The organism is Streptomyces sp. NPDC001153, from assembly GCF_053598315.1.
Genome location: NZ_JBSFJZ010000075.1, coordinates 1 through 19,836, shown reverse-complemented (window position 1 = coordinate 19,836; position 19,836 = coordinate 1). Strand labels below are relative to the sequence as shown.

General features: G+C 69.1%; 16 protein-coding genes and 1 pseudogene. 7 read left to right on the top strand and 10 right to left on the bottom strand.

Translation table 11 applies throughout. From position 1 onward, the window contains the following. Positions 1–52: 52 nt before the first annotated feature. Genes ACWDEN_RS45060 through ACWDEN_RS45045 form a run of 4 tightly spaced genes read right to left on the bottom strand, consistent with a single transcriptional unit; the run spans position 53 to position 5,767 of the window. Positions 53–2,071, bottom strand: a complete 2,019-nt coding sequence (locus ACWDEN_RS45060) for an acetoacetate--CoA ligase (protein ID WP_450863816.1) — start codon at positions 2,069–2,071, stop codon at positions 53–55. After that, positions 2,068–3,690, bottom strand: coding sequence for a bifunctional 3-(3-hydroxy-phenyl)propionate/3-hydroxycinnamic acid hydroxylase MhpA (gene mhpA, locus ACWDEN_RS45055; RefSeq protein WP_450863814.1), 1,623 nt, complete (start codon positions 3,688–3,690; stop codon positions 2,068–2,070). Before mhpA ends, ACWDEN_RS45060 begins: the two co-directional genes overlap by 4 nt. Next, the gene (locus ACWDEN_RS45050; RefSeq protein ID WP_450863812.1) at positions 3,687–4,625 is read right to left on the bottom strand and encodes a fumarylacetoacetate hydrolase family protein; all 939 of its coding nucleotides are present in this window, start codon (positions 4,623–4,625) and stop codon (positions 3,687–3,689) included. The genes mhpA and ACWDEN_RS45050 overlap by 4 nt, the downstream gene beginning before the upstream one ends. Next, positions 4,622–5,767: a VOC family protein gene (locus ACWDEN_RS45045; protein ID WP_450863810.1), complete on the bottom strand. Its 1,146-nt coding sequence runs from the start codon at positions 5,765–5,767 to the stop codon at positions 4,622–4,624. Before ACWDEN_RS45045 ends, ACWDEN_RS45050 begins: the two co-directional genes overlap by 4 nt. A gap of 137 nt (positions 5,768–5,904) precedes the next feature. Here ACWDEN_RS45045 and ACWDEN_RS45040 point away from each other — a divergent pair, with 137 nt between their 5' ends. From ACWDEN_RS45040 to mgtA, 6 genes and pseudogenes are all read left to right on the top strand, one after another. Beyond that, positions 5,905–6,540, top strand: a complete 636-nt coding sequence (locus ACWDEN_RS45040; RefSeq protein ID WP_450863808.1) for a TetR/AcrR family transcriptional regulator — start codon at positions 5,905–5,907, stop codon at positions 6,538–6,540. 300 nt (positions 6,541–6,840) lie between these two features. Next, complete coding sequence (locus ACWDEN_RS45035; protein WP_450863806.1) at positions 6,841–7,209, top strand: hypothetical protein; 369 nt, start codon at positions 6,841–6,843, stop codon at positions 7,207–7,209. A gap of 31 nt (positions 7,210–7,240) precedes the next feature. Continuing rightward, positions 7,241–7,501: pseudogene (locus ACWDEN_RS45030) on the top strand (glycoside hydrolase family 15 protein); the annotation flags it as partial. A gap of 202 nt (positions 7,502–7,703) precedes the next feature. Further along, positions 7,704–10,085 (top strand): SpoIIE family protein phosphatase, encoded by a 2,382-nt coding sequence (locus tag ACWDEN_RS45025; protein WP_450863837.1) that lies wholly within the window; start codon positions 7,704–7,706, stop codon positions 10,083–10,085. Positions 10,086–10,255: 170 nt separating this feature from the next. Beyond that, on the top strand, positions 10,256–10,753 hold the full coding sequence (locus ACWDEN_RS45020) for a hypothetical protein (RefSeq protein ID WP_450863805.1): 498 nt from the start codon (positions 10,256–10,258) through the stop codon (positions 10,751–10,753). Positions 10,754–10,969: 216 nt separating this feature from the next. Further along, positions 10,970–13,696 (top strand): magnesium-translocating P-type ATPase, encoded by a 2,727-nt coding sequence (gene mgtA / locus ACWDEN_RS45015; protein WP_450863803.1) that lies wholly within the window; start codon positions 10,970–10,972, stop codon positions 13,694–13,696. 413 nt (positions 13,697–14,109) lie between these two features. Here mgtA and ACWDEN_RS45010 read toward each other — a convergent pair whose 3' ends face one another. The 6 genes from ACWDEN_RS45010 to ACWDEN_RS44985 form a co-directional block, all read right to left on the bottom strand. Further along, positions 14,110–14,787: an HdeD family acid-resistance protein gene (locus ACWDEN_RS45010; RefSeq protein ID WP_450863801.1), complete on the bottom strand. Its 678-nt coding sequence runs from the start codon at positions 14,785–14,787 to the stop codon at positions 14,110–14,112. Between the two features lie 248 nt (positions 14,788–15,035). After that, complete coding sequence (locus ACWDEN_RS45005; RefSeq protein ID WP_450863799.1) at positions 15,036–16,079, bottom strand: NAD(P)-dependent alcohol dehydrogenase; 1,044 nt, start codon at positions 16,077–16,079, stop codon at positions 15,036–15,038. Positions 16,080–16,103: 24 nt separating this feature from the next. Beyond that, positions 16,104–17,360, bottom strand: coding sequence for a cytochrome P450 (locus ACWDEN_RS45000; protein WP_450863798.1), 1,257 nt, complete (start codon positions 17,358–17,360; stop codon positions 16,104–16,106). Positions 17,361–17,419: 59 nt separating this feature from the next. Next, on the bottom strand, positions 17,420–18,823 hold the full coding sequence (locus ACWDEN_RS44995) for an NAD(P)/FAD-dependent oxidoreductase (RefSeq protein WP_450863796.1): 1,404 nt from the start codon (positions 18,821–18,823) through the stop codon (positions 17,420–17,422). Beyond that, positions 18,820–19,038: a ferredoxin gene (locus ACWDEN_RS44990; protein WP_450863794.1), complete on the bottom strand. Its 219-nt coding sequence runs from the start codon at positions 19,036–19,038 to the stop codon at positions 18,820–18,822. The genes ACWDEN_RS44995 and ACWDEN_RS44990 overlap by 4 nt, the downstream gene beginning before the upstream one ends. A 378-nt stretch (positions 19,039–19,416) precedes the next feature. Further along, positions 19,417–19,572, bottom strand: a complete 156-nt coding sequence (locus ACWDEN_RS44985; protein ID WP_450863792.1) for a hypothetical protein — start codon at positions 19,570–19,572, stop codon at positions 19,417–19,419. Positions 19,573–19,658: 86 nt separating this feature from the next. On the opposite strand from ACWDEN_RS44985, the gene ACWDEN_RS44980 reads away from it, so the two are divergent. After that, positions 19,659–19,836 (top strand): transposase (locus ACWDEN_RS44980; RefSeq protein WP_450863836.1); only part of this gene is annotated, 178 nt, incomplete at its 3' end.

Here is a 19,836-nt window from a genome sequence, read left to right as displayed (position 1 = left end):
TGCTTCGGTGTGGGGATGGTGTGGTGTCGGGGCAGGGTCTCCGCTCCGACGGTCATGTGTGGTCTGTCGACCGCTTGTTGCGCTCCGCGCCCAAACGGGCGAAGTAGGCGATCAGTTCGGGGTTGTCGACGGCTCCGGGGTTGAGGACCTGCTCGGCGGCAGCGCCTTGGAGGAGCCGCTTGACGGGAACCTCGAGCTTCTTGCCGGTTCTCGTGTGGGGCAGGGCCGGTACGGCGAGGATCTCGTCGGGAACATGGCGGGGTGAGGCGCCTGTGCGGATCGCGTCGCGGATCCTGTCGCGCAGAGCATCGTCCAGGACGGTCCCGTCGGCGAGGACCACGAAAAGCGGCATCCAGTAGCCGCCGTCGGGTTCCTCCGCACCGATGACGAGGGCCTCGCTGATCTCGGGGAGGCGTTCGACGATGTCGTGGATGTCCGCGCTGCCCAGGCGCACGCCGTTCCGGTTGAGGGTGGCATCGGAGCGGCCGTGGACGACGACCGAGCCGTGGGAGGTGTGGGTGATCCAGTCGCCGTGCCGCCATACGCCCGGGTAGGCGCCGAAGTAGGCCTCGCGGTAGCGGCTGCCGTCGGGGTCGTTCCAGAAGTACAGCGGCATCGACGGCATGGGCCGGGTGACGACGAGTTCGCCGACCTGGTCGCGCACCGGCGTGCCCTCGGAGTCGTAGGCGGCCAGTGCCACGCCCAAGTTGGGGGCGGACAACTCCCCTGCCCAGACGGGGGTCGTGGGCGCGCTTCCGGCGAAGCCGGAGACGACGTCCGTGCCGCCGCTGGTGGACGCCAGTTGGATGCCTTCGCCCACGTGGTCGCGGACCCACGGGTAGGTGGACGCGGGCAGGGCGGAGCCGGTGCATCCCATGACGCGGACGGCGGACAGGTCGTGCGCGGAGGGTTCGATGCCCAGTTTGGCCATGGCCAGCAGGTACTGGGGGCTGGTGCCGAAGACGGTGACCCTGTGGCGGGCCGCCTGCTCCCACAGTGCCTCCGGGCGTCCCACCGGTGCGGGGCTGCCGTCGTAGGTGCAGGTGGTGGCTCCGGTCAGCAGGGTGGAGACGACCAGGTTCCACATCATCCAGTGGGTGGTGGTGTACCACAGCAGCCGGTCCCCGACGCCCAGGTCGCAGTGCAGGCCGAGGGTCTTGAGGTGCTCCAGCAGGACGCCGCCGTGCCCGTGGACGATGCCTTTGGGCAGCCCGGTGGTGCCGGAGGAGAACACGACCCACAGCGGGTGGTCGAACGGCACCGGGGTGATGGCGAGGTGTTCGACGCGGGTGGCCGCTTCCTCCCAGGCAACCACCAGCCCCGAGGGTTCGTCCTCGGGCCAGGTGAGGCCCACGTGGTCCACGAGCACCGTGCCCTTCAGCGTCGGCAGGGCGGCGGCCAGCTCGAGCGAGGCGGTACGGCGGTCGTGCGTGGTCCCGTTGAAGAGGTAGCCGTCCGCGGTGATGAGCACGGCCGGTTCGAGCTGGGCGAAGCGGTCGGCTGCGGCCTTGGGTGCGTAGTCCTGGCCGCACACCGACCACACCGCGCCCAGGCTGGCCGTGGCGAGGAAGGCGATGATGGCGTGGGGCGTGTTGGGCAGGTAGCCCACCACCCGGTCGCCCTGTCCGACGCCCAGGTCGCGCAGGGTGGCGGCGACCGAGGCGACCTGGGCGCGCAGCTGCCGGCCCGTGATCTCGTAGCCGGCTCCGGTCTCGTCCAGCGCGGTGATCGCGGGCGCGTCCGGGTGCAGTTTGCGCACCGCGTGGTGGGCGTAGTTGAGGGTGGCGCCCGGGAACCAGCGTGCGCCGGGCATGGTGTCCTCGGCCAGCACGTTTTCGTACGGAGTCGTCGCGTCGATGTCGAAGTACTGCCACACCGCCTCCCAGAACCCTTCGAGGTCGGTGACGGACCAGCGGTGCAGAGCCTCGTAGTCGGTGGGTTCGTCAACTCCCTCTGCGCCCTGGTGACGTGCGGTCCACCGGGCGAAGTCCGCGATGCGGCTGCGGGCGGCCGCCTTCGGGTCGGGAGTGAAGAAGGGGGCCGGGTACGGCGTGGGGTGCGGGGTGGTCATGGTGTGCTGCTCCTCGGCGGGGGAACGGCCCGGGCATCAGGCGTACGGCGGCCCGTGTACAGCAGGGGAGCCCAGGCGGCGGTGCCCGTGAAGTCGCCGGTGCCGGCGGGGACGGTGTCCATCACGACACGATCCGGACGCAGCAGGACGGCGTCCGAGCGGCCGCCTGCCAGCCAGGCGGACAGCGTGCCGTCGTCGCCCAGGTCGTCGACGTGGATCGGGGGTGCGCCCAGGGCGGTGGCCACGGCCGTCATCCGCGCTGTGGGCGGTACAGCGGTCAGGACGGCGAAGGAGTTCCCGAGGACGTCATCGAGGCGGACCGGCCCGCCGTCGTGGCGTACCCAGGGCTGCGGGCAGAAGGTTCCGGCCAGTGCGCGGCCGGCCGGCCGGGGGCGGCGCCGTACGAGTGGGCCGGCGGTCAGGGCGGGGCTGAGGTCACGGCTCACTGCCGCGGTCACGCCGGGGATGCGGCAGGCCGTTCCCACGACGGCCCGACGGAATGCCGCACCGCGGCCCTGGCCACCGGTCATGGCCCAGCCCACGGCGACCGCGACGCGGATCAGGTGGCGTGCGTGCGGCTTGCGTTCGTGCTCATAGGTGTCCAGCAGTCCGTCGTGTGCGCCCTGTCGCAGGACGCGGGCGAGTTTCCAGGTGAGGTTGTAGGCATCGCGCAGGCCGGCGCACAGGCCCTGCCCGACGAAGGGAGGAGTGAGGTGAGCGGCGTCGCCCAGCAGAAACACCCGGCCCTGGCGCCAGCGGTCGGCGAGGCGGGCCCGGAAGGTGTACTGCGCCTGCCGGATCACCTCGAAGTCCGCGCCCTCTGGGCCGTCGGACGGCAGATCCACCCAGGGGGCGACCAGCTCGCGCAGGCGCTCCCGGCCCTCCGCGCCGTCCAGGCGCTCGTCGTCGTCCAGCCGGAACTCCCAGCGGTAGCGGTCCTCGCCGACCCGCATGTAGGTGGCCGGGCGGGTGGCGCAGCAGATCTGCTCGGCTCCCTCCCAGCTGTTCACCCGGCGGCTGGTGCGCACGTCGATGACCCGCCAGCTCTCCTCGAAGTGCAGGTCCTCCCAGACGGCGCCGATGGCCTCCCGGGTGAGGCTGCCCGCACCGTCGCAGCCGAGGACGGCGTCGGCCCAGAGGTGCTCCTCCTCGTCGCTGCCGTCGCGGCGGAAGGTCACCCGCACCGGAGCCGTCCCATCGGCGGGCTGCGTGACGGACACAGCCTCCACGCCGCCCCACAGCTCGCACTCGGGGCGGCGCGCCAGGGCGCCCCTGAGCAGGCGCTCCAGTTCGGGCTGGTCGAACATGTTGGTCTGCGCGAAGCCGTGGTGGCCCTGCAGGGATCGCGGGAACTCGGTGATCAGGCGGCGCCGGGGATCCAGGAGCCGCAGGCCCGGTGCCGGGCGCGAGACGGCTGCGAACTCCTCGTGGATTCCGACGCTCTGCAGGATCCGGCAGATCTCGTCGTCCGCGACGACGGCGCGTGGCAGGGGGTAGATGTCCCGGTGGCGTTCGAGGAGCAGGCTGTGCACTCCGTGCCGGGCGAGCAGCAGGGCGGCCGTGACCCCGACCGGTCCCGCGCCGATGATCACCACCGGTCTCCGGGTTGCTGCGCTCACCTCGCGTCCGCCACAGCGGTCCGCTGCTCACCGAGGTTGATCCGCCCGTCCGGGGTGGCGATCGTGGCGGTGATGAGGTCACCGTCGCGCAGGTAACGCGGGTTCTTGGCCTGGCCCTTGAAGAACGCCTTCCACCTCGCCGCGGGCGGCAGCAGCGCACTGATCTTCGCGACCGGCGCGGGCGGGGCCTTCAGAGCGGTGCCGCCGGGGGTGCCGGTGAGCAGCAGGTCGCCCGGGTCGAGGGTCTGGAATCGGGCGAGCAGGGTGAGCGCCTGCGCGGGCCGCACGATCATGTCGGCGAGCGTGCGGTCCTGACGCGGTACGCCGTTGACGTTCAGCCGCAGCCGCAGGTTCAGCAGATGGGCGAAATCCTCGGGCTCCAGCAGGGCCAGGTACGGGCCCGTCGGCGTGAAGGTCGGGTACGACTTGCTCTCGTAGAACTGGGTCTTGGTCAACTGGACGTCGCGGGCGCTGACGTCGTTGGTCAGGACCAGGCCGGCGACGTAGCGCGGGAGGTCCTGCTCGTCAACGACGGTGCCCACCGGCAGGGGTGCGCCCATGACGAGGCCGAGTTCCACCTCGTAGTCGAGGAACTTCACGTGCGACGGGCGGACGATGGTGTCGTGGGGACCACTGACCGAGCCGGACGCCTTGCGGAAGAAGGTGGGCGGGATGTCGCCGGTGAAGCCGGAATCCTTGGCGTGGCTGCGGTAGTTGACCATCTGGGCGACCACCCGGCAGGGGGTGGTGACCGGGGGTAGCGCGACCATGTCGACGACGGGTGTGCCGCTGTCGGTGGAGGCGGCGGCTTCGCTGACCGCGTCCCGGTCGGCGAGCAGTTCCGCGGTGGTGACGGCCTTGGTCTCGATGCGGACGGCGCGCTCGTTTCGGACGGCCCACCAGCCGTCGGGGGTGCGCAGCACGTTGGTGCTCATGAGCTCATCGCTTTCATCAGGCCCAGCAGGCGTGCGGGGTCGAGTTCGTTGTCGTCGCGCAGGGCCCTCATGACCTGGCGCAACTTGGCCGGGGACGGGCTCGCGCCCAGGAAGTCACGCGTGACCGGCGGCCCCCACTGGGCCAGGCCGCTCGCCGACATCGGCGCCCAGCCGGGTTCCAGGTCGCAGGAGAACAGGTCGCCGTCGGCGAAGTGCTCCAGCATGAAGTGGTCGGGGTCGCGCCAGTAGTCGAAGAGCTGGCTGCCCTGGATGTGCCGACCGATGCCCCAACTGCGCTTGTAGCCGCGCTCGGCGAGGTACTCGCCGCCGGCGGCGATCGAGTCGAGGTCGGTGACCTGGTAGGCGGAGTGGACGTATCCGGTGCCGGGCCCCAGGTGCAGGGCGAGTGTGTGGTGGTCGACCGCGAGGCTGCCCTGGTCACAGCGGATGAATGCCATGGTCGGCCCGCGCTGGCGCTGCCCGTCCAGGAACAGGAAGTCGGACACGATCATGCCGAGGGTGTCCAGGTACCAGTCCAGGGTGCGGATGAACGACCTTGTCTCCAGCACCACATGACCGAGGCGTTGAATGCGCGACGGCTCGCGCGGGGGCCGCTGGGTGGTGTTCGTACGACGGTGGTCCGTGCCGAAGTTCAGGATCAGCGGCTCCTGCTCGGGCAGCGCGGGCAGCTGCTCGCCGCAGTGCACGACGCGGACCGGGAGGCCAGAGGGGTCGAGCAGGGAGACCGACTTCCCTCCGCCCGGGACATTGATGTCCCGAACGGTATTGCCGGTGGCTGCGGCCAGCCGGTCGAGGTCGGTGCGCTCGGCCGCGCGGAACGCCGGCCCGACGAAGCGGGACGCATGCCCACGCCGGATGACCATGCAGGGTGGGCCCGCGAAGGTGCCGCGCAGCCAGAGTGCCTCCTCGGTGCGTGCGGCGATCGCGAACCCGAAGTCGCGCGCGAAGACCTCGGCCCGGTCCAGGTCCGGCTTCTCGAACTCCAACCAGGCCAGGTCCGTCACCTTGATCACGGGGTTCTGGGACCGGCCGGGATGTTCGCCGCGAAGGGCCCCCTGCTCGCTGTGGAGGTCTTCGTGAGGTGTCGGCGGAACGGCCTTGTTAACGGAGGTGTGGGACATGGTGTCCTCCAAGCAACACTGCTGTAATGAGGAAATCATCAGCTTTGCCGAACCTCATCGTCAATAGGCTGAAGCCGAAGAATTGAGGATCTCATCAGTAATGGCACACCCATCGCAACGGTTGTTACACTCGCCGTATGCCGACGTCAGCCCCGCCCAAGAACCGCTTCGAGCGCCGCCGCGCCGAAACCCGTCACGCGCTCGTCCGGGCGGCGCGGCAAATCCTGGCGGAGACCGGGGACACCAGCGCCAGCATCCAGGCCATCGCCGAGCGCGCGGACGTGGGTTTCGGCTCCTTCTACAACCACTTCGAGTCCAAGACGGAGCTGTTCGACGCCGCGGTGACGGACGCCCTGGAGGAGTTCGGACAGCTCATCGACGAGCGAGTGGAAGGGATCGACGATCCGGCCGAGCTGGTCGCCGCCGGATTCCGGCTCACCGCCAGGATGGCCGACTCCCACCCCGAGCTCACACGTATCCTGCGTGACCGTGGTCTGGCATACATCCACTCCGACCGCGGTCTGGCGCCGCGAGCGCTGCGCGACCTGGAGATCGGCATCGCCTCGGGCCGCTTCGACTGCGCCAACGCGACCACCGCACTGTCAGCCGTGGGCGGCACTCTCATGTCCCTCGTGGCGCTCCGGCTGGCCCGCCCCGACCTCGACGGCGACGAGGCCGCCTCGGACCTGGCCGAAATGGTCCTGCGGATGCTCGGCGTCCCCGCGGACGACGCCCGTGAGGTCACCCGGCGCCCGCTGCCGGACCTCGACTGACGGCTGAGCAGGCACTACGTCTTCAGGAACCCTTGTTTGTCATACGCGGGCGTACTCCCGGAAGCAGCTTGGCGGCGTTCTTATTGGTGATTTGCCGCCAGGTGGTGTCGCCTGGCGGCACAGCGGCGTCCACTGAGGCGGTCTGAGCGGCGGCCCCGGGGGCTGGGGTCCAGCAGTAGTCGCTCCTGTACAGCAGCCGGTCGCTGCCGAACGCCCGGACGATAGCGCGACCTGGTGCGGGAACGGGGTTCCGCCATGCCGAACCGCAAACGCCGTAGCTGTTCCGGGACCGTGGGGCCGTTGCGGCTCATCGACGCCGATGGGGTGGAGGCACTCACCATGCGCAAACTCGCGGCCGCGCTCGACATTCAGCCGGAGGATCCGTTCTGGCAGGGCCTCGTCGACATCCTGTCCGCTGCGGAACTGCCGGAGTCGGAGATCCCGCGCACGGCCGCGACCCTGTGCGCAGTGTTCACGGGGCTGCTGGTCAGCGAACTGACCGGAGCACTGCAGCGGTGGTCCACTTTGCCGCCGGCACCGGCCGGCCCCGACGGGGAAGACCCGCCCCCGCCATCGAAGGACATGATCGACACGATGTTCGGCTGTGCACTGACCGCGGCGATCGTCGGCGTGGAGAGCCATGTCACGCGGATGCGCGAGGGGGCGTGACAGAAAGGGGCGGATCGGCGGGGGCCGGTGCGTGGCCCGGTTCTTCACCGAGGACGGTCTCGGGGAGATCCAGGACTTCATACCGGTGGGGGACGCCGCCGATGCCGACCGTCACAGGCTGATCAGGCGAGTGCTGTGCGTCCGCGGACGGATTCCCTTCCGAGCCCAGGTGGCCCCCCGGTTCGGCTACGGCGCCCACCCGCCCACCGTGCGGATGCTTGGCCGGGCCGCCCTGTTCACGTCCGAGGAGCTATCGCTGACGCTGGCCACCACGGTGCCGCTGGAGAGCGACAGGCACCCATCACACGGCAGCCGATTTGATACTTTAATCAAATATGACCGATTCGGGCGACCTTCCCATCTAAATTGATGACATCATCAGTAATGGGCAGAGCGCCGACGCCGCCCTCCACGATCAATGGAATGGAATCACGATGACGAACGGCATCGCCGTCCATGAGCAGCAGCTACGGTGCACCTCGGTGAACGACGGCATGGAGAGCCATGACGGCATTTCTCGCGGGCCTCATGCCGTCGACTGCCTCGCTGCCGCGGTACTTGACGATCGGGGCACTGTGGTGCGCTGGACCGCGTCAGCTCAGGACCTCACCGGGTTCAACTCCGAGGAGGTGTGCGGCCGCCCGGTGCTAGAACTGGTGGCCGACGTCCCGGACGAACTGCGCAGGGCGACGGAGATGCCGGCCTCCGGCCGGGCGTGGCTTTGCCACAAGGGTGGCGACACCGTTGAGGTCACCTTTCAGACCGCGAGGATGGACGGCCCTGCCGAGTTCCTCGTCGTAGCAGCGCCTGCCCACCATGTCGCGGACCACGTGCATGGCGCAGCGCTCCTGCGCGCACTCTCCTCACAGGACCGGACCACCATCGCGCTGCACGGCATGGACCTGACCATCATGCAGACGAACGGAGCGTCAGACCCGATCAACGCTTGTGCGGTCCGGCCTAACACGCGGCTGAGTGACGTGCTCTGCGTCGAGGACGCCGAGAGCATCCAGTCCGTACTGCGGCGGGTGCTGGAGACGGGCGTCCCGGCGGCCCGTATCAACCAGCAAGTGAGCTGGCGGCACGATCCGGGAAGGCGACGGTCCCTGTCGCTGTCCGCCTTCCGCCTGGAAAACGCCTTGGGATGCCCGACTGGCGTGGCAGCCCTGTACATCGAGGACACCGACCGTGTCCGGGCCCGTCGGCATCTCGAACTTACCCGTGATGTGGCCGAGCGTGTCGGAGGCTCCCTGGACGTCGTGCGTACCGCACAGGATCTTGCGGACGTTCTCGTGCCCGACTTCGGGGATCTCGCCACAGTCGACCTAGCGCAGTCCGTGTTCGACGGCGAGGAACCTCCGAAGCGCCTGGGCGGCGGGGACCTTCATCTACACAGCGCGGCCCTGGCGCCGGTCAACGCGGGATGGCCCGCACGCAACCAGCGCGGCAGCCGCATCCCGCCCTTCCCGGACAACCCGTTCCTGCGCAGCTTCCAGCACGGCAAAACATTCGTCATCAGCGCGCAGGGCTACGCGGACGTGCTCGGAGATCCACGGCTGACCGACTTCCACGTCCCCCCCGGCTGTCATTCGGTCATGGTGGCACCGTTGCGCGCCCGCGGCCTCACGCTCGGCGCCCTAGCGGTATGGCGCTGCGGCCGATCCGCTCCATTCGACGAGGACGAAGTGGATCTCATGACGCAGATCGCCTCGAGGGGCGCTCTCGCCATCGACAACGCCCGCCGTTACACGCGCGAGCACCGGGCGGCAGTGGCACTGCAGCAGCGACTTCTTCCTCCGGCCACGACCGAAACCCCTGCCGCCCAGACCGCCGGCTTCTACCGGCCCGCAGCCGGGGGAGCGGAAATCAGCGGCGACTGGTACGACGCCATCGCTCTGCCCTCCCTGCGACTCGCCCTTGTCGCCGGGGATGTGGTCGGCCACGGCATGGCCGCCAGCGCCACCATGGGCCGACTGCGCGCCGCCATTCAGACGCTTGCGGACCTGGAACTCGAACCGGACGAGCTGCTCACCCGAGTCGCAGATCTGGTCCAGCGACTTGCGGCCGAGGCCCCACCCGACGACAACGACATCGTTGGCGCCACCTGCCTGTACGCGGTCTACGATCCCGTCACCCGCCGCTGTGCCATGGCCAGTGCCGGGCACCCGCCGCCCGTACTGGTCCGTCCCGACGGGACCACCGAGCCCGTCGGGATCTCACCGGGGCCACCGCTCGCCCTCAGCGGCATGCCGTACGAAACCACCGTCATCGACCTGGAACCGGACAGTGTCCTTGCGCTCTACACCGACGGCCTGGTCGAACAGCGCGAGAATGGCAGCGCCGATGGGCTCCGGCGCCTGACGGAAATGCTGGCCGCCACATGCCGCCCGGACCGCGCTCTCGAGGAAACCGGCCGGGCGCTCCTCGCCGACCTGGTGGACGCCGAGCCGCGCGACGACGCGACCCTGCTGTTGGCACGCACGCGTGCCGTACCGGCGGAGAACACCGCTCACTGGGAAATCCCCGCCGATCCTGCCGCAGTATCCCGTGCTCGCGAATGGACAGCCCGCCAACTGAAGAGATGGGGCCTGAAAGACCTCCTCTTTGACACCGAACTCATCGTCAGCGAACTGGTCACCAATGCGATTCGCTACGGCCGTGCACCTGCCGAATTGCGGCTGATCCGCCACAACGTTCTCGTCTGCGAGGTCACCGACTCCAGCAGCACCCAGCCTCGCCTGCGCCGAGCCCACACCACAGACGAAGGAGGGCGGGGCCTGTTCCTCGTCGCGCAACTCGCCGGACGGTGGGGCTGCCGCCATGGTCAGAACCGCAAGACGATCTGGGCCGAGCAGCCCATTGACCGCTCGTGCTGATGGGAGCTTGTCCGTAGCTGTGAGGTGGTACGGCAGTGGATGACGGTGGAACATCCACTCACGTTGCTTCGGGACATGGTTGGAGGATCCATAGCAACGTTCGGCCTAACCTGGCAAAGCATGATCCGCGAGTCTCCAGCGGCTCACCGACGTTCCCCGCGGGCTGCACCATGGTACGGATCCTCCCGGAATTCCTGGCCCGCCACCAGGGCCCGGAGCTGGTGGTACGCACCGGGCTGCTCACCGTGGACCGGCCGGACGCCGTACTGGTGAGCAACAACCCCTACCAGATCGACGACCCGGCCGGGCTCGACAGGCGTGCGCAGCTCGACTCCGGACTCCTGGGAGTACTGGCCCCCAGGGCGGAGACGCCCGCCGAAACGGCCGCCAGGCTGCGAAGCGGGCAGTTGCACGGACTGACCCGTCTGGCGACGCCCGACGACGTCGTCATCCACGCCGACCCCTCGGTCGTCCCCGTCGGGCTGGACGGCGAAGCCGTCACCCTGCGCACTCCCGTGCGGTGCCGGATCAGTCCCCGGACGCTTCGGGTATGGGTTCCCCGCCATCGGCCGGGCGTCGCGCCCACCGGATGGCGGCCGCCGGGATGGGCCGTCGTCCAGCGGGCGGCCGCACTCGTCGGGCGGTCTCATGGCCGTCACACCGACTGACCGGAGCGCGCTGCATGGTGGGCAGCAGGTCCCGGAGACAGGGCCCGACGGCCCATGGGGGTGTGACCGGTGAAGGGTGGAGGGTGGGATGGTGAGGCTACTGCCAGATGATCCGTGCGCGGGCCCGTTCTCCCGTCCGCTCAGCACTGTCAAACGTTCATTCAGCCATGCGTGTTTCCCTGTGCGGGAGGGCACGCGCCCGGGCGGTGGGCGCTGATGGTGACCACCGTCGGGGCGAGGCCGGTGGCCGGGGGGCCTGCCGTCTCGGCGGCCGCCCTGCCCACCGCGCAGGTGCTCCGTGATCTCCAGGTGCCGGAAGGCGGCCTGTCGTCGGAGGAGGCGGCAAGACGGCTGAAGCGCTGGGGCCCGAACGCCGTCCACTCCCACCGAGCTCGGGCGTGGCTGGTGCTGTGGCATCAGCTGCGGTCCCCACTGCTCGGCCTGCTGCTGGCCGCGGCCGTCGTGTCGTACTTCGTCGGGGAGCGCAGCGACGCCATGATCATCGCGGTGATCGTCGCGCTCTCCGTCGGCCTGGGTTTCGTCAACGAGTTCCGGGCGGAGAAGACCGCCCAGTCGCTGCACGCGAAGATCCGGCACCGCGCGGTCGTACTGCGCGACGGGCGACCACAGGAGGTGGAGGTCACCACCCTGGTGCCGGGTGATGTGGTCGAGCTGCGGCTCGGCGACATCGTGCCCGCGGACCTACGGCTGCTTCAGGCAGCCGGGCTCGAGTGCAGCGAGTCGGTGCTGACCGGCGAGTCGTTGCCGGTCGCGAAGGACACCGCTGCCGTGCCGGCCGGCACGGCGCTGGCGGACCTGTCCGGCTGCGCCCTGATGGGCACGGTGGTGCACGCTGGAAGCGGCCGCGGGGTCGTGGTCGCCACCGGTGCCGAAGCCGAGTTCGGGAAGATCGCCGCCGGCCTGAGCGGACACCAGCTGGAGACCGAGTTCCAGGTGGGCCTGCGCCGCTTCTCCATGCTCTTGGTCTACGTCGCCGGGGCACTGACCACGTCGATCTTCATCATCAACGTCGCACTGCACAAGCCGCTGATCGACGCCCTGCTGTTCTCCCTCGCGATCGCGGTCGGCATCACCCCGCAACTGCTGCCCGCGGTCGTCTCCACCAGCCTGGCCGCGGGCTCCCGGCGGATGAGCCGACGCAAGGTGCTGGTCAAGCGGCTGGTGTGCATCGAGGACCTCGGTGACGTCGATGTGCTGTTCACCGACAAGACCGGAACGCTCACCCAGGGCCGCATCGACTTCATGCGGGCCGTACCCGTCACCGGCACCTCGGCGGAGGAAGTGCTGCACCGGGGACTGCTGTGCACCGAATCGGACGTGGACGGCCAAGGCCGGCCGGTGGGCGGAAACCCGCTCGACGACGCGCTGTGGGACTCCCCGGCGGCGGCCGCCCAGCGCCCGGTGCTCAGCGGCTGGAAGCGGACCGGCCTCCTGCCCTTCGACCATGAGCGGCGGATGGTCTCCGTCACCGTCACCGATCCCGCCGGTGACACCCTGCTCATCACGAAGGGCGCTCCGGAGACGGTGCTGGAACGTTGCGCGGAGGTCCCCGAGCCGGTCCGCGAGGCGCTGGAAGCGGAGTTCGCCGCCGGGAACCGGGTGGTCGCGGTGGCGACCCGGCCCGCCCATCCGGCCGCCGCACTCAGTGCCGCCGACGAGCGGGGCCTCCGTCTGGCCGGTCTGCTGGTCTTCCGCGACCCGCCCAAACACGACGCGGCCGAGGCTCTGGGGCAGCTGGACGCGCTCGGTATCACGGTGAAGATCGTCACCGGGGACAACCCCACGGTGGCCGCCAAGGTCTGCCAGGACCTGGGGCTGACCGACGCCGCCGTGCTGACCGGGACCGACCTGGACGCCATGGACGACGAGCGGCTCACCGAAGCCATACGCGACACAACCGTATTCGCCCGGGTCAGCCCCGAGCACAAGGCTCGCATCGTGCGGATCCAGCGGAAGACCGGTGGCGACGTCGCCTTCCTCGGCGACGGCGTCAACGACGCGCTCGCGCTGCACGCCGCCGACGTGGGCATCTCGGTGGATTCGGCCACCGACGTGGCCAAAGACGCGGCCGACGTGATCCTGCTGGAGAAGGACCTCGGGGTTTTGGCGGACGGGGTCGCCGAGGGGCGACGCATCTTCGCCAACACGATCAAGTACGTCCTGATGGGCACGTCCAGCAATTTCGGCAACATGTTCAGTGCGGCCGGAGCCTCGCTGTTCCTGCCCTTCCTGCCGATGCTGCCGTCCCAGATCCTGCTCAACAACCTGTTGTACGACACCAGTCAGCTCGCCATCCCCACCGACGAAGTCGACGAGGAGCAGGTGCGGCGGCCCGCGCACTGGGACATCGCCTTCATCCGGCGGTTCATGATCTGTTTCGGGCCGATCAGTTCGCTGTTCGACTTCGTCACGTTCGCCGTGATGCTGGGCGTCTTCCACGCCGACGCCGCCCAGTTCCACACCGGCTGGTTCGTGGAGTCCCTCGCCACGCAGACCCTGGTGATCTTCGCCATCCGCACCCGTCGCATCCCGTTCTGGCGCAGTCGCCCCAGCCTGCCTCTGACGCTGACCGCGCTGGGAGTCGTCGCGCTCGGTGCCGCCCTGCCGGCCACTCCCCTGGCCCACGTCCTAGGCTTCCAGCCCCTACCGACCGCCTTCTTCGCCGCGGTAGCCGCCATGGTCGTCGTCTACCTGCTCCTCGTAGAGCTCGGCAAGCGGATCTTCTACCGGACCACGGGTCCACGGGGTCGCCCCGAACCTGCTCCCGGCCACCGGCATTTGCGCCGCCGCGCAGCACGGTTCAGCACCGTCACCCGCCTGCCGCACCGGCAAGCCCTCCGCCGTCCGCCGGTGAAGGGTCCGCACCCGACGGGCACGACCGTGTCTCCCCACTCCCCCGTTCCTCGGACCCCATCTACCTGATCCGCCGGAATCCCGCATCCGTCCGCCGTGCGACTCGGCATTTTCCGGCCGGTCGGGCTTCTACGGCCGACGCAGTCGGTGATCCTCCCTCGCAAGGCAGACCCAACAGACGCATGCTCGCCGAGCCTGCCCGTGTCACTCGAGCCACTCATACGCTATTCGTGCTTCTTATGGCCGGGACGGGGAGGGGTTCGACCCGGTACTCCTACCCCAAGGCCTCAGCAGTCTTTGAGCGGTTCCTTGAGCCAGCAGCCCCAGCAGGGAGGCCCAGCGCGCTCGGTCCCTGATCCGCGCAGCTCCGATGCCGCCGCCGTGGTGGTCACATCGTGGACGACTTCTCCACTCCTCTGACTCGGGCGGTACGTGAGTACGGCCCTGATGAGCCGATACCCGAGAACGCCCCCGCCGGCCGATCAGTGCTGGGGGTGCGCACGTGCGTGGAACAGAGGGCGCCGCTGGGTGGCCGTGCCGGGAGCGAGGTGGCCGATCTCGACGCGTGTCCTGATGGCACGGACCACCTCGGTCAGGCCCAGAACCATGGCCATGACGCCCACCACCAGTGTGAGTGTCGCGATGGATGCGAACGGCATGATGATCATCACGATGCCGGCCATAGTGCCGATGATGCCGAAGGCCACGTGCCAGCCGCGCCCCGGCATGGTCTGATCGGAGGCCGCGGCAACCGTCTCCAGGGTGCCCCGCATGAGCCAGCTGAAGCCGATCCACAGGGCGAGCAGAAAGACCGACTCGAGGGTGCCCTTGAAGCAGATCAGTCCCAGCAGGATGGAGGCCGCGCCGGTGATGAAATGCAGTACGCGAAGATGCCGGGGGACGTGGGTGCCGAAGGCGGCGGCAAGTTGGAAGACACCGGTGGCAAGCAGGTAAACGCCGAAGAGCACGCCGACGACGCGAAGCGTCGCACCGGGCCAGACCAGCGCGACGACGCCCAGGGCGATGGTGGCAAGGCCCATGGTGAGCAGGAACTGCCAGCCCAGGTTCGCCAGTGCGGCCATGCCTTCGGTCAGGGGGCCCTCTTGCGGCTCGGTGCCGTGTGGGGAAACGGGGCCGGAGGAATGTGAAGGAGCTGTCATGGCACCTGCCTCCTTCTCGGAGCAGCGTCGTCACATCCGTCTGTTCCATCGTCACCCGATCAGCCTCACGTTGCTCGGTGGAGAGGGCGGGGCTCTGTGGCGCATGAGGTGTTCCACGAACACCTCATCCGGCCTACTCATCCGGACAGCCCCTTGGCGGGAGCTCGGGGTGGGATTTCCCCGGGCCGCCCCACGCCCGCGGCCATAGCACATGTCCTGCTGTCCCGTTCGGGTTGACACGTCGGTACTCAGGCGTGGGGGGTGATGACGGCGCGTCCTTGGATCTTGCCGTCGTGCAGGAGCTGGTAGGCCTCGCCGGCGCGTTGCAAGGGGAAGTGCTCGACCAGCATCTTGATCTTGTCCTGCTGGGCGAGGGTGATCACTTCCATGAGTTCGGGGAGGGAGCCCCAGTAGGGCGAGGCTACCGAGCACTCGTGCGGCGGGTTGGAGAAGTCGACGGGCAGGGCTCCGCCGCCGAGGCCGACGATGGTCAGGTGGCCGAGCGTCCTGGCCACCTGCGCAGCCATCCGCAGGGTCGGGTCTATGCCAACCATGTCCAGCACGAGCTGAGCGCCCTGCTGCGACGTGATGTCCATGATGCGCGCGATCGTCTCGTCGCCCGAGAGCAGTGCCTCGTCGGCTCCCATGCGCTTGGCGGTCTCCAGCTTGCCGACGTCGCTGTCCACGGCGACGACGGTGGTCGTCGCGCTGAGCGCGCGCAGGATCTGGATGGTCATCTGGCCCAGGCCGCCGGCCCCGATCACGACGGCGATCGAGCCCGGTCGAAGCAGGTGCAGCGACCGTTTGACGGCGTGATAGCTGGTCAGTCCGGCGTCGCTGAGCGGGGCGGCCTGGCGGGGGTCCAGGTTGCCCAACGGAATCAGGTAGCGCGCCGCCGGGACCAGCAGGTACTCGGCCATGCCGCCGTCGTGACCACCTCCCAGACCCGGTCCCTGACCACCGAGGTCCTCGCAGTAGTTCTCTCGGCCCTCTCGGCAGTTGGCGCACACCCCACAGCCCCAGGAGCCGTAAACGATCACAGGGTCTCCGGGCGCGAACCCGGTGACACCTGCCCCAAGCCGTTGCACCCATCCCGCGTTCTCATGGCCGAGCGTGAAGGGCGGATTCGTGAAGCCGGGCAGCGGTCCGGGTGCCTGCATGATGTGCAGATCGGAGTGGCATGCACCGGCACCCCCAACCTTCACCAGGACCTGCCCCGGCCCGGGCTCGGGCACCGGCACCTCGCGCAGCTCGGGCGGTTGCCGCCATCCGACGAGTTGAAAAGCGCGCATAGCGATCCTTCACGCAGACACTGGCTAGTCGCGGATGCCGTCGATGTCGACCAGGACGTGGCGCGGGCCGCGGAAGATCTGGTTGTGCCGGTACGGCGGCGGGTCCTCGACGAGCCGGGGATTCTGCACCCGGCGGACGAACTCACCGACCGCGACCTGGACCTCGAGCCGGGCGAGCGGAGCGCCGAAGCAGAAGTGGATGCCCTGGCTGAAGCCGAGGTGCTGGTTGTCGCGACGCTCGAGATCGAGTGCGTCGGGGTCGGTGAACCGTGCCGGGTCGCGGTTCGCCGAGCCGTACGCCAGGAAGATCGGCGCGCCCTTCGGGATGGTGGTGCCGGCGATGTCGATGTCTTCCACGGCGGAGCGGGTGTGCCAGAACTGCACCGACGACTCGAAGCGCAGCAGTTCCTCCACCCCGGGCACGATCAGCTCGGGCCGGCGCCGCAGCTTCCGGAGCGCGTCGGGGTGGCGCAGCAGGGTGAGCACGCTGTGGGCGATGAGATTGACCGTGGTTTCGTGTCCCGCGAAGATCAGGAGCAGGGCGTTGCTCGCGAGGACGCCCTTGGACATCCGTCCCTCCGGGCCGTCCTCGTTCACTATCGCCGAGAGCATGCCGGGGCCGGGCTGTTCGGCATACCTGTCGAGCAGCTCAGCTGTGAACTGCCCGAAATCCCGCACGGCTTGGCGGCCCCCGGCCTGCCGGCTCCGGATCTCTTCGGAGGCGGCCTCGGGGCCGAAGTCCAAAGCGTCCAGGGCGGTCTCGATCCACTGGTGGAAGCGTGGCTCGTCCTCCAGCGGCACGCCCAAGACCTTGCAGATCACCGTCACCGGCAGGGGGTAGGCGAAGTCATCGACGGCATCGATCCGGTTCTTGCCCTTCATGTCGTCCAGGAGTCCGTCGACGATGCGGCGGATCTCGGGCTCCAGGTCGGAGATCAAGTGAGGCGAAGGAGGCGGGCCGACGAAGTGCGGCATCATCATCCGGCGGTCCCGATCGTGCTCGGGTGGATCGCAGGTAATGATGTTCGGCTCGGTCAGTACTTCCCTGATCGGCTCCGCCGAGCTCTCTGCCTGGGCCGCGGCCGGGGCGGGGCACTTGCGCGGGTCCGAACTGACCCGGGGGTCGTGCAGCAGCGTGACGATCTCCCGGTAGGTGCTGACGACATAGCTGCCGTCCGGTTGCCGCGCCACCGGTGTTTTGCGCAGTTCCTCGTAGAAGGGGTACGGGTTTGCGCGGTTGGCGTAGCGGAGGGCCTGCTGCCAGGGGGTTTCCTCGACCACGGCTCCCCTCCTTCTTCCTGTCGGTGCTGTCCGCCTGCACGCTTGCCCCGGCGGCCGCGTCAGTGACACCGCGGCCGGAACTCGGCCGTGCGCTCGCTCGGGGCATGGCCGGTCAGGACGACGTCGGGGATCGCCGTCGGGACCCTCGGGTCCGGGAACTCGGCCGGCATCGGCTTCGTGTCGGGCGGCTGGTCCCAGCCCGGCGGCGGAGGCGGGAATGGACCTGATTGCTCGATCAGCTTTCCGTAGTGCTCCAGCCACTTGCCGTGATCGAAGGTCACGGCCGCAACAATGCGACCACGGTGACCGTAAGCCGCTGCGAAACGACGCTCTGCAACAGACCCCTGCGTGAAGACGATCTCGTCACCGAACGGCGGCACACCGACAGACTTGATATTGACGCCGAACTGACCGGACCAGAAGCCGGGCAGCAGCAGATGCGGGCGATAGTGGGGCTCGAGGTTCACCATGTTGTGCGCCGCGACCTCGGCGCCGAGAACGGCGTTGTCCCAATGCTCCATCGCCAGGAACTGGTACTCGTACAGCACATGCGGCGCACGCGCCACATCTCCTGCCACGTAGATGCTGTCGGTGACCACACCGTTGATGTCGAAGGCACGGCCACCGGCATCACACCCGACGCCCCAGAAACCGGCCGCCAGCCCCGAGCCCTCCAGCCATTCCACGTTGCGGATCGACCCCAGCGAGGCCACCACCACATCGGCCTCGACGGTGGATCCGTCCGAAAGCTCGGCACGCCGCACATGTCCGGCGCCGTCGCCCTCAAGCGACGACACGCCCAGCCCGCAGCGCAGGTCCACCCCGTGGTCGCGCTGCATCTGCGCGGCGATCTCCCCGATCACCCCACCGAGCGCGCCGACCAGTGGCGCCGAACCCCGCTCGACGACGGTCACCGGGACGTCGAGCTCCCGGCAGACAGAGGCCACTTCCGAACCGATGAACCCGGCGCCGATGACCAGGACCCGCGACGGCGACTCGGCCAACGCCTTCTGCAGCTGCGCGGCATCATCACGCGAGCGAATCGTGTGGATCCCGTCCAAAGCGGCCTCGGCCGGGTTCGGCCACTGCCGCGCGCGGGTACCCGTGGCGATCAGCAACCGGTCGTACGGCACCTGCTCACCGTCGGCCAGGCGCACCTGCTTGGTGACCCGGTCCAGCCCGACGGCGGCCACCCCGAGCCGCCAGTCCGCATCCACTTCCCGAATACGGGGCAGCTTGGTGTGATCGGCCGGCACCCAGCCCTTGAGCACCTGCTTGGACAGCGGGGGACGGTCGTAGGGCTCGTACGGCTCGTCACCGATGATGGTCAGAGAACCGGTGAAGCCCCCCTCGCGCAGGGTTTCCGCAGCCCGCAGCCCCGCCAGGGAGGCACCCACGATGACGATCCGGCCGCTGGCCCGGAACTCCCGCACCAGCTCCGCGACCGTTGCCCGCAAGGTCATGACGTCTCGCCCCGCTCCGCTCCGTCCACGCGGTCGATGACGATCGCCTGCACGGGGCACGCCGCAGCCGCTCGCTCGACCTCCAGGCGCCGCGCGTCATCGGGGTTCGGCTCATAGGTGAGCGCCTCTTGACCATTCAACCTGAAGACCTCATGCGCCAGATACACGCACTGTGCGTATCCCTGGCATCGATTCAGGTCCACGACGATCCGCATGGGCAGGCTCCTTCCGTTCTGCCTACCGCCTCCACGGCGACCATCGACTCGGTCATGAAGCCAGGGGACGGTTCTCAAGCCTCCCGTCAGGCGACCGAGCTGGATGTCCCACCCGTCGCCTGGGCCGAGGCCACCGACTGAGCAGGTTCGGTCCTGTTCGCTGCGCCGCCGCCTTCACGGTGACGCTTGTCGGCTGTGAGCGTCACAGCTGGAAGGGGGCGATACATCGACGGCGTCGGCATCAGGGTGTGCCCCGGTCGTCACGCCCTAAGAAATACTCGTCCCGCCTTCCGACGATCGCAAACGGTCTGTTTGCGGACGATCTTCTGGGGCCGCACCACCAGGGCCGAGACGAGGGTGTACCGCTCGGTGACCCGCTCATGCCGCACGGCCTCGCCCGGCCGGGCCCTGGGCGAGGTTGAACTGGCCCGGCTGCCGCTCGGCCAACCAACCCAGCACGACCAGGCGCTTCGCCTTCGAACGCAGTGCCTCCATCTTGACCGGCACCGTGTCCAGGCCGAATCTTGCTGCCAACTCCTCATTTCTAGGGCCTGTGTGAGGTCGTGATCAATTTCGGGTTCTGGTCCCGTGCGGGGACAGGACCTGATAGGACGCTGGGTGTGACACGTAGGCAACTCACCGACGAGCAGTGGGAGTTCATCGAGCCGTACCTGCCGATAGGCGAGTACGGTCCGTACCCCGGGCGGCTGCGGGAGCAGTTCGAGGGGGTGATCTGGCGGTTCCGGTCCAGCGCCCAGTGGCGCGAGATGCCCTCCGAGTTCGGAACGTGGGCGACCG

Excerpts from the sequence above, each read along its gene's own strand:
- mgtA (WP_450863803.1), top strand. The coding sequence starts at position 10,970 with ATGGTGACCACCGTCGGGGCGAGGCCGGTGGCCGGGGGGCCTGCCGTC.
- ACWDEN_RS45040 (WP_450863808.1), top strand. The coding sequence starts at position 5,905 with ATGCCGACGTCAGCCCCGCCCAAGAACCGCTTCGAGCGCCGCCGCGCC.
- ACWDEN_RS45025 (WP_450863837.1), top strand. The coding sequence starts at position 7,704 with ATGGAGAGCCATGACGGCATTTCTCGCGGGCCTCATGCCGTCGACTGC.
- ACWDEN_RS44990 (WP_450863794.1), bottom strand. The coding sequence starts at position 19,038 with ATGCGGATCGTCGTGGACCTGAATCGATGCCAGGGATACGCACAGTGC.
- ACWDEN_RS45005 (WP_450863799.1), bottom strand. The coding sequence starts at position 16,079 with ATGCGCGCTTTTCAACTCGTCGGATGGCGGCAACCGCCCGAGCTGCGC.
- ACWDEN_RS45045 (WP_450863810.1), bottom strand. The coding sequence starts at position 5,767 with ATGTCCCACACCTCCGTTAACAAGGCCGTTCCGCCGACACCTCACGAA.
- ACWDEN_RS45050 (WP_450863812.1), bottom strand. The coding sequence starts at position 4,625 with ATGAGCACCAACGTGCTGCGCACCCCCGACGGCTGGTGGGCCGTCCGA.
- ACWDEN_RS45010 (WP_450863801.1), bottom strand. The coding sequence starts at position 14,787 with ATGACAGCTCCTTCACATTCCTCCGGCCCCGTTTCCCCACACGGCACC.
- ACWDEN_RS45020 (WP_450863805.1), top strand. The coding sequence starts at position 10,256 with ATGGTACGGATCCTCCCGGAATTCCTGGCCCGCCACCAGGGCCCGGAG.
- ACWDEN_RS45060 (WP_450863816.1), bottom strand. The coding sequence starts at position 2,071 with ATGACCACCCCGCACCCCACGCCGTACCCGGCCCCCTTCTTCACTCCC.
- ACWDEN_RS44995 (WP_450863796.1), bottom strand. The coding sequence starts at position 18,823 with ATGACCTTGCGGGCAACGGTCGCGGAGCTGGTGCGGGAGTTCCGGGCC.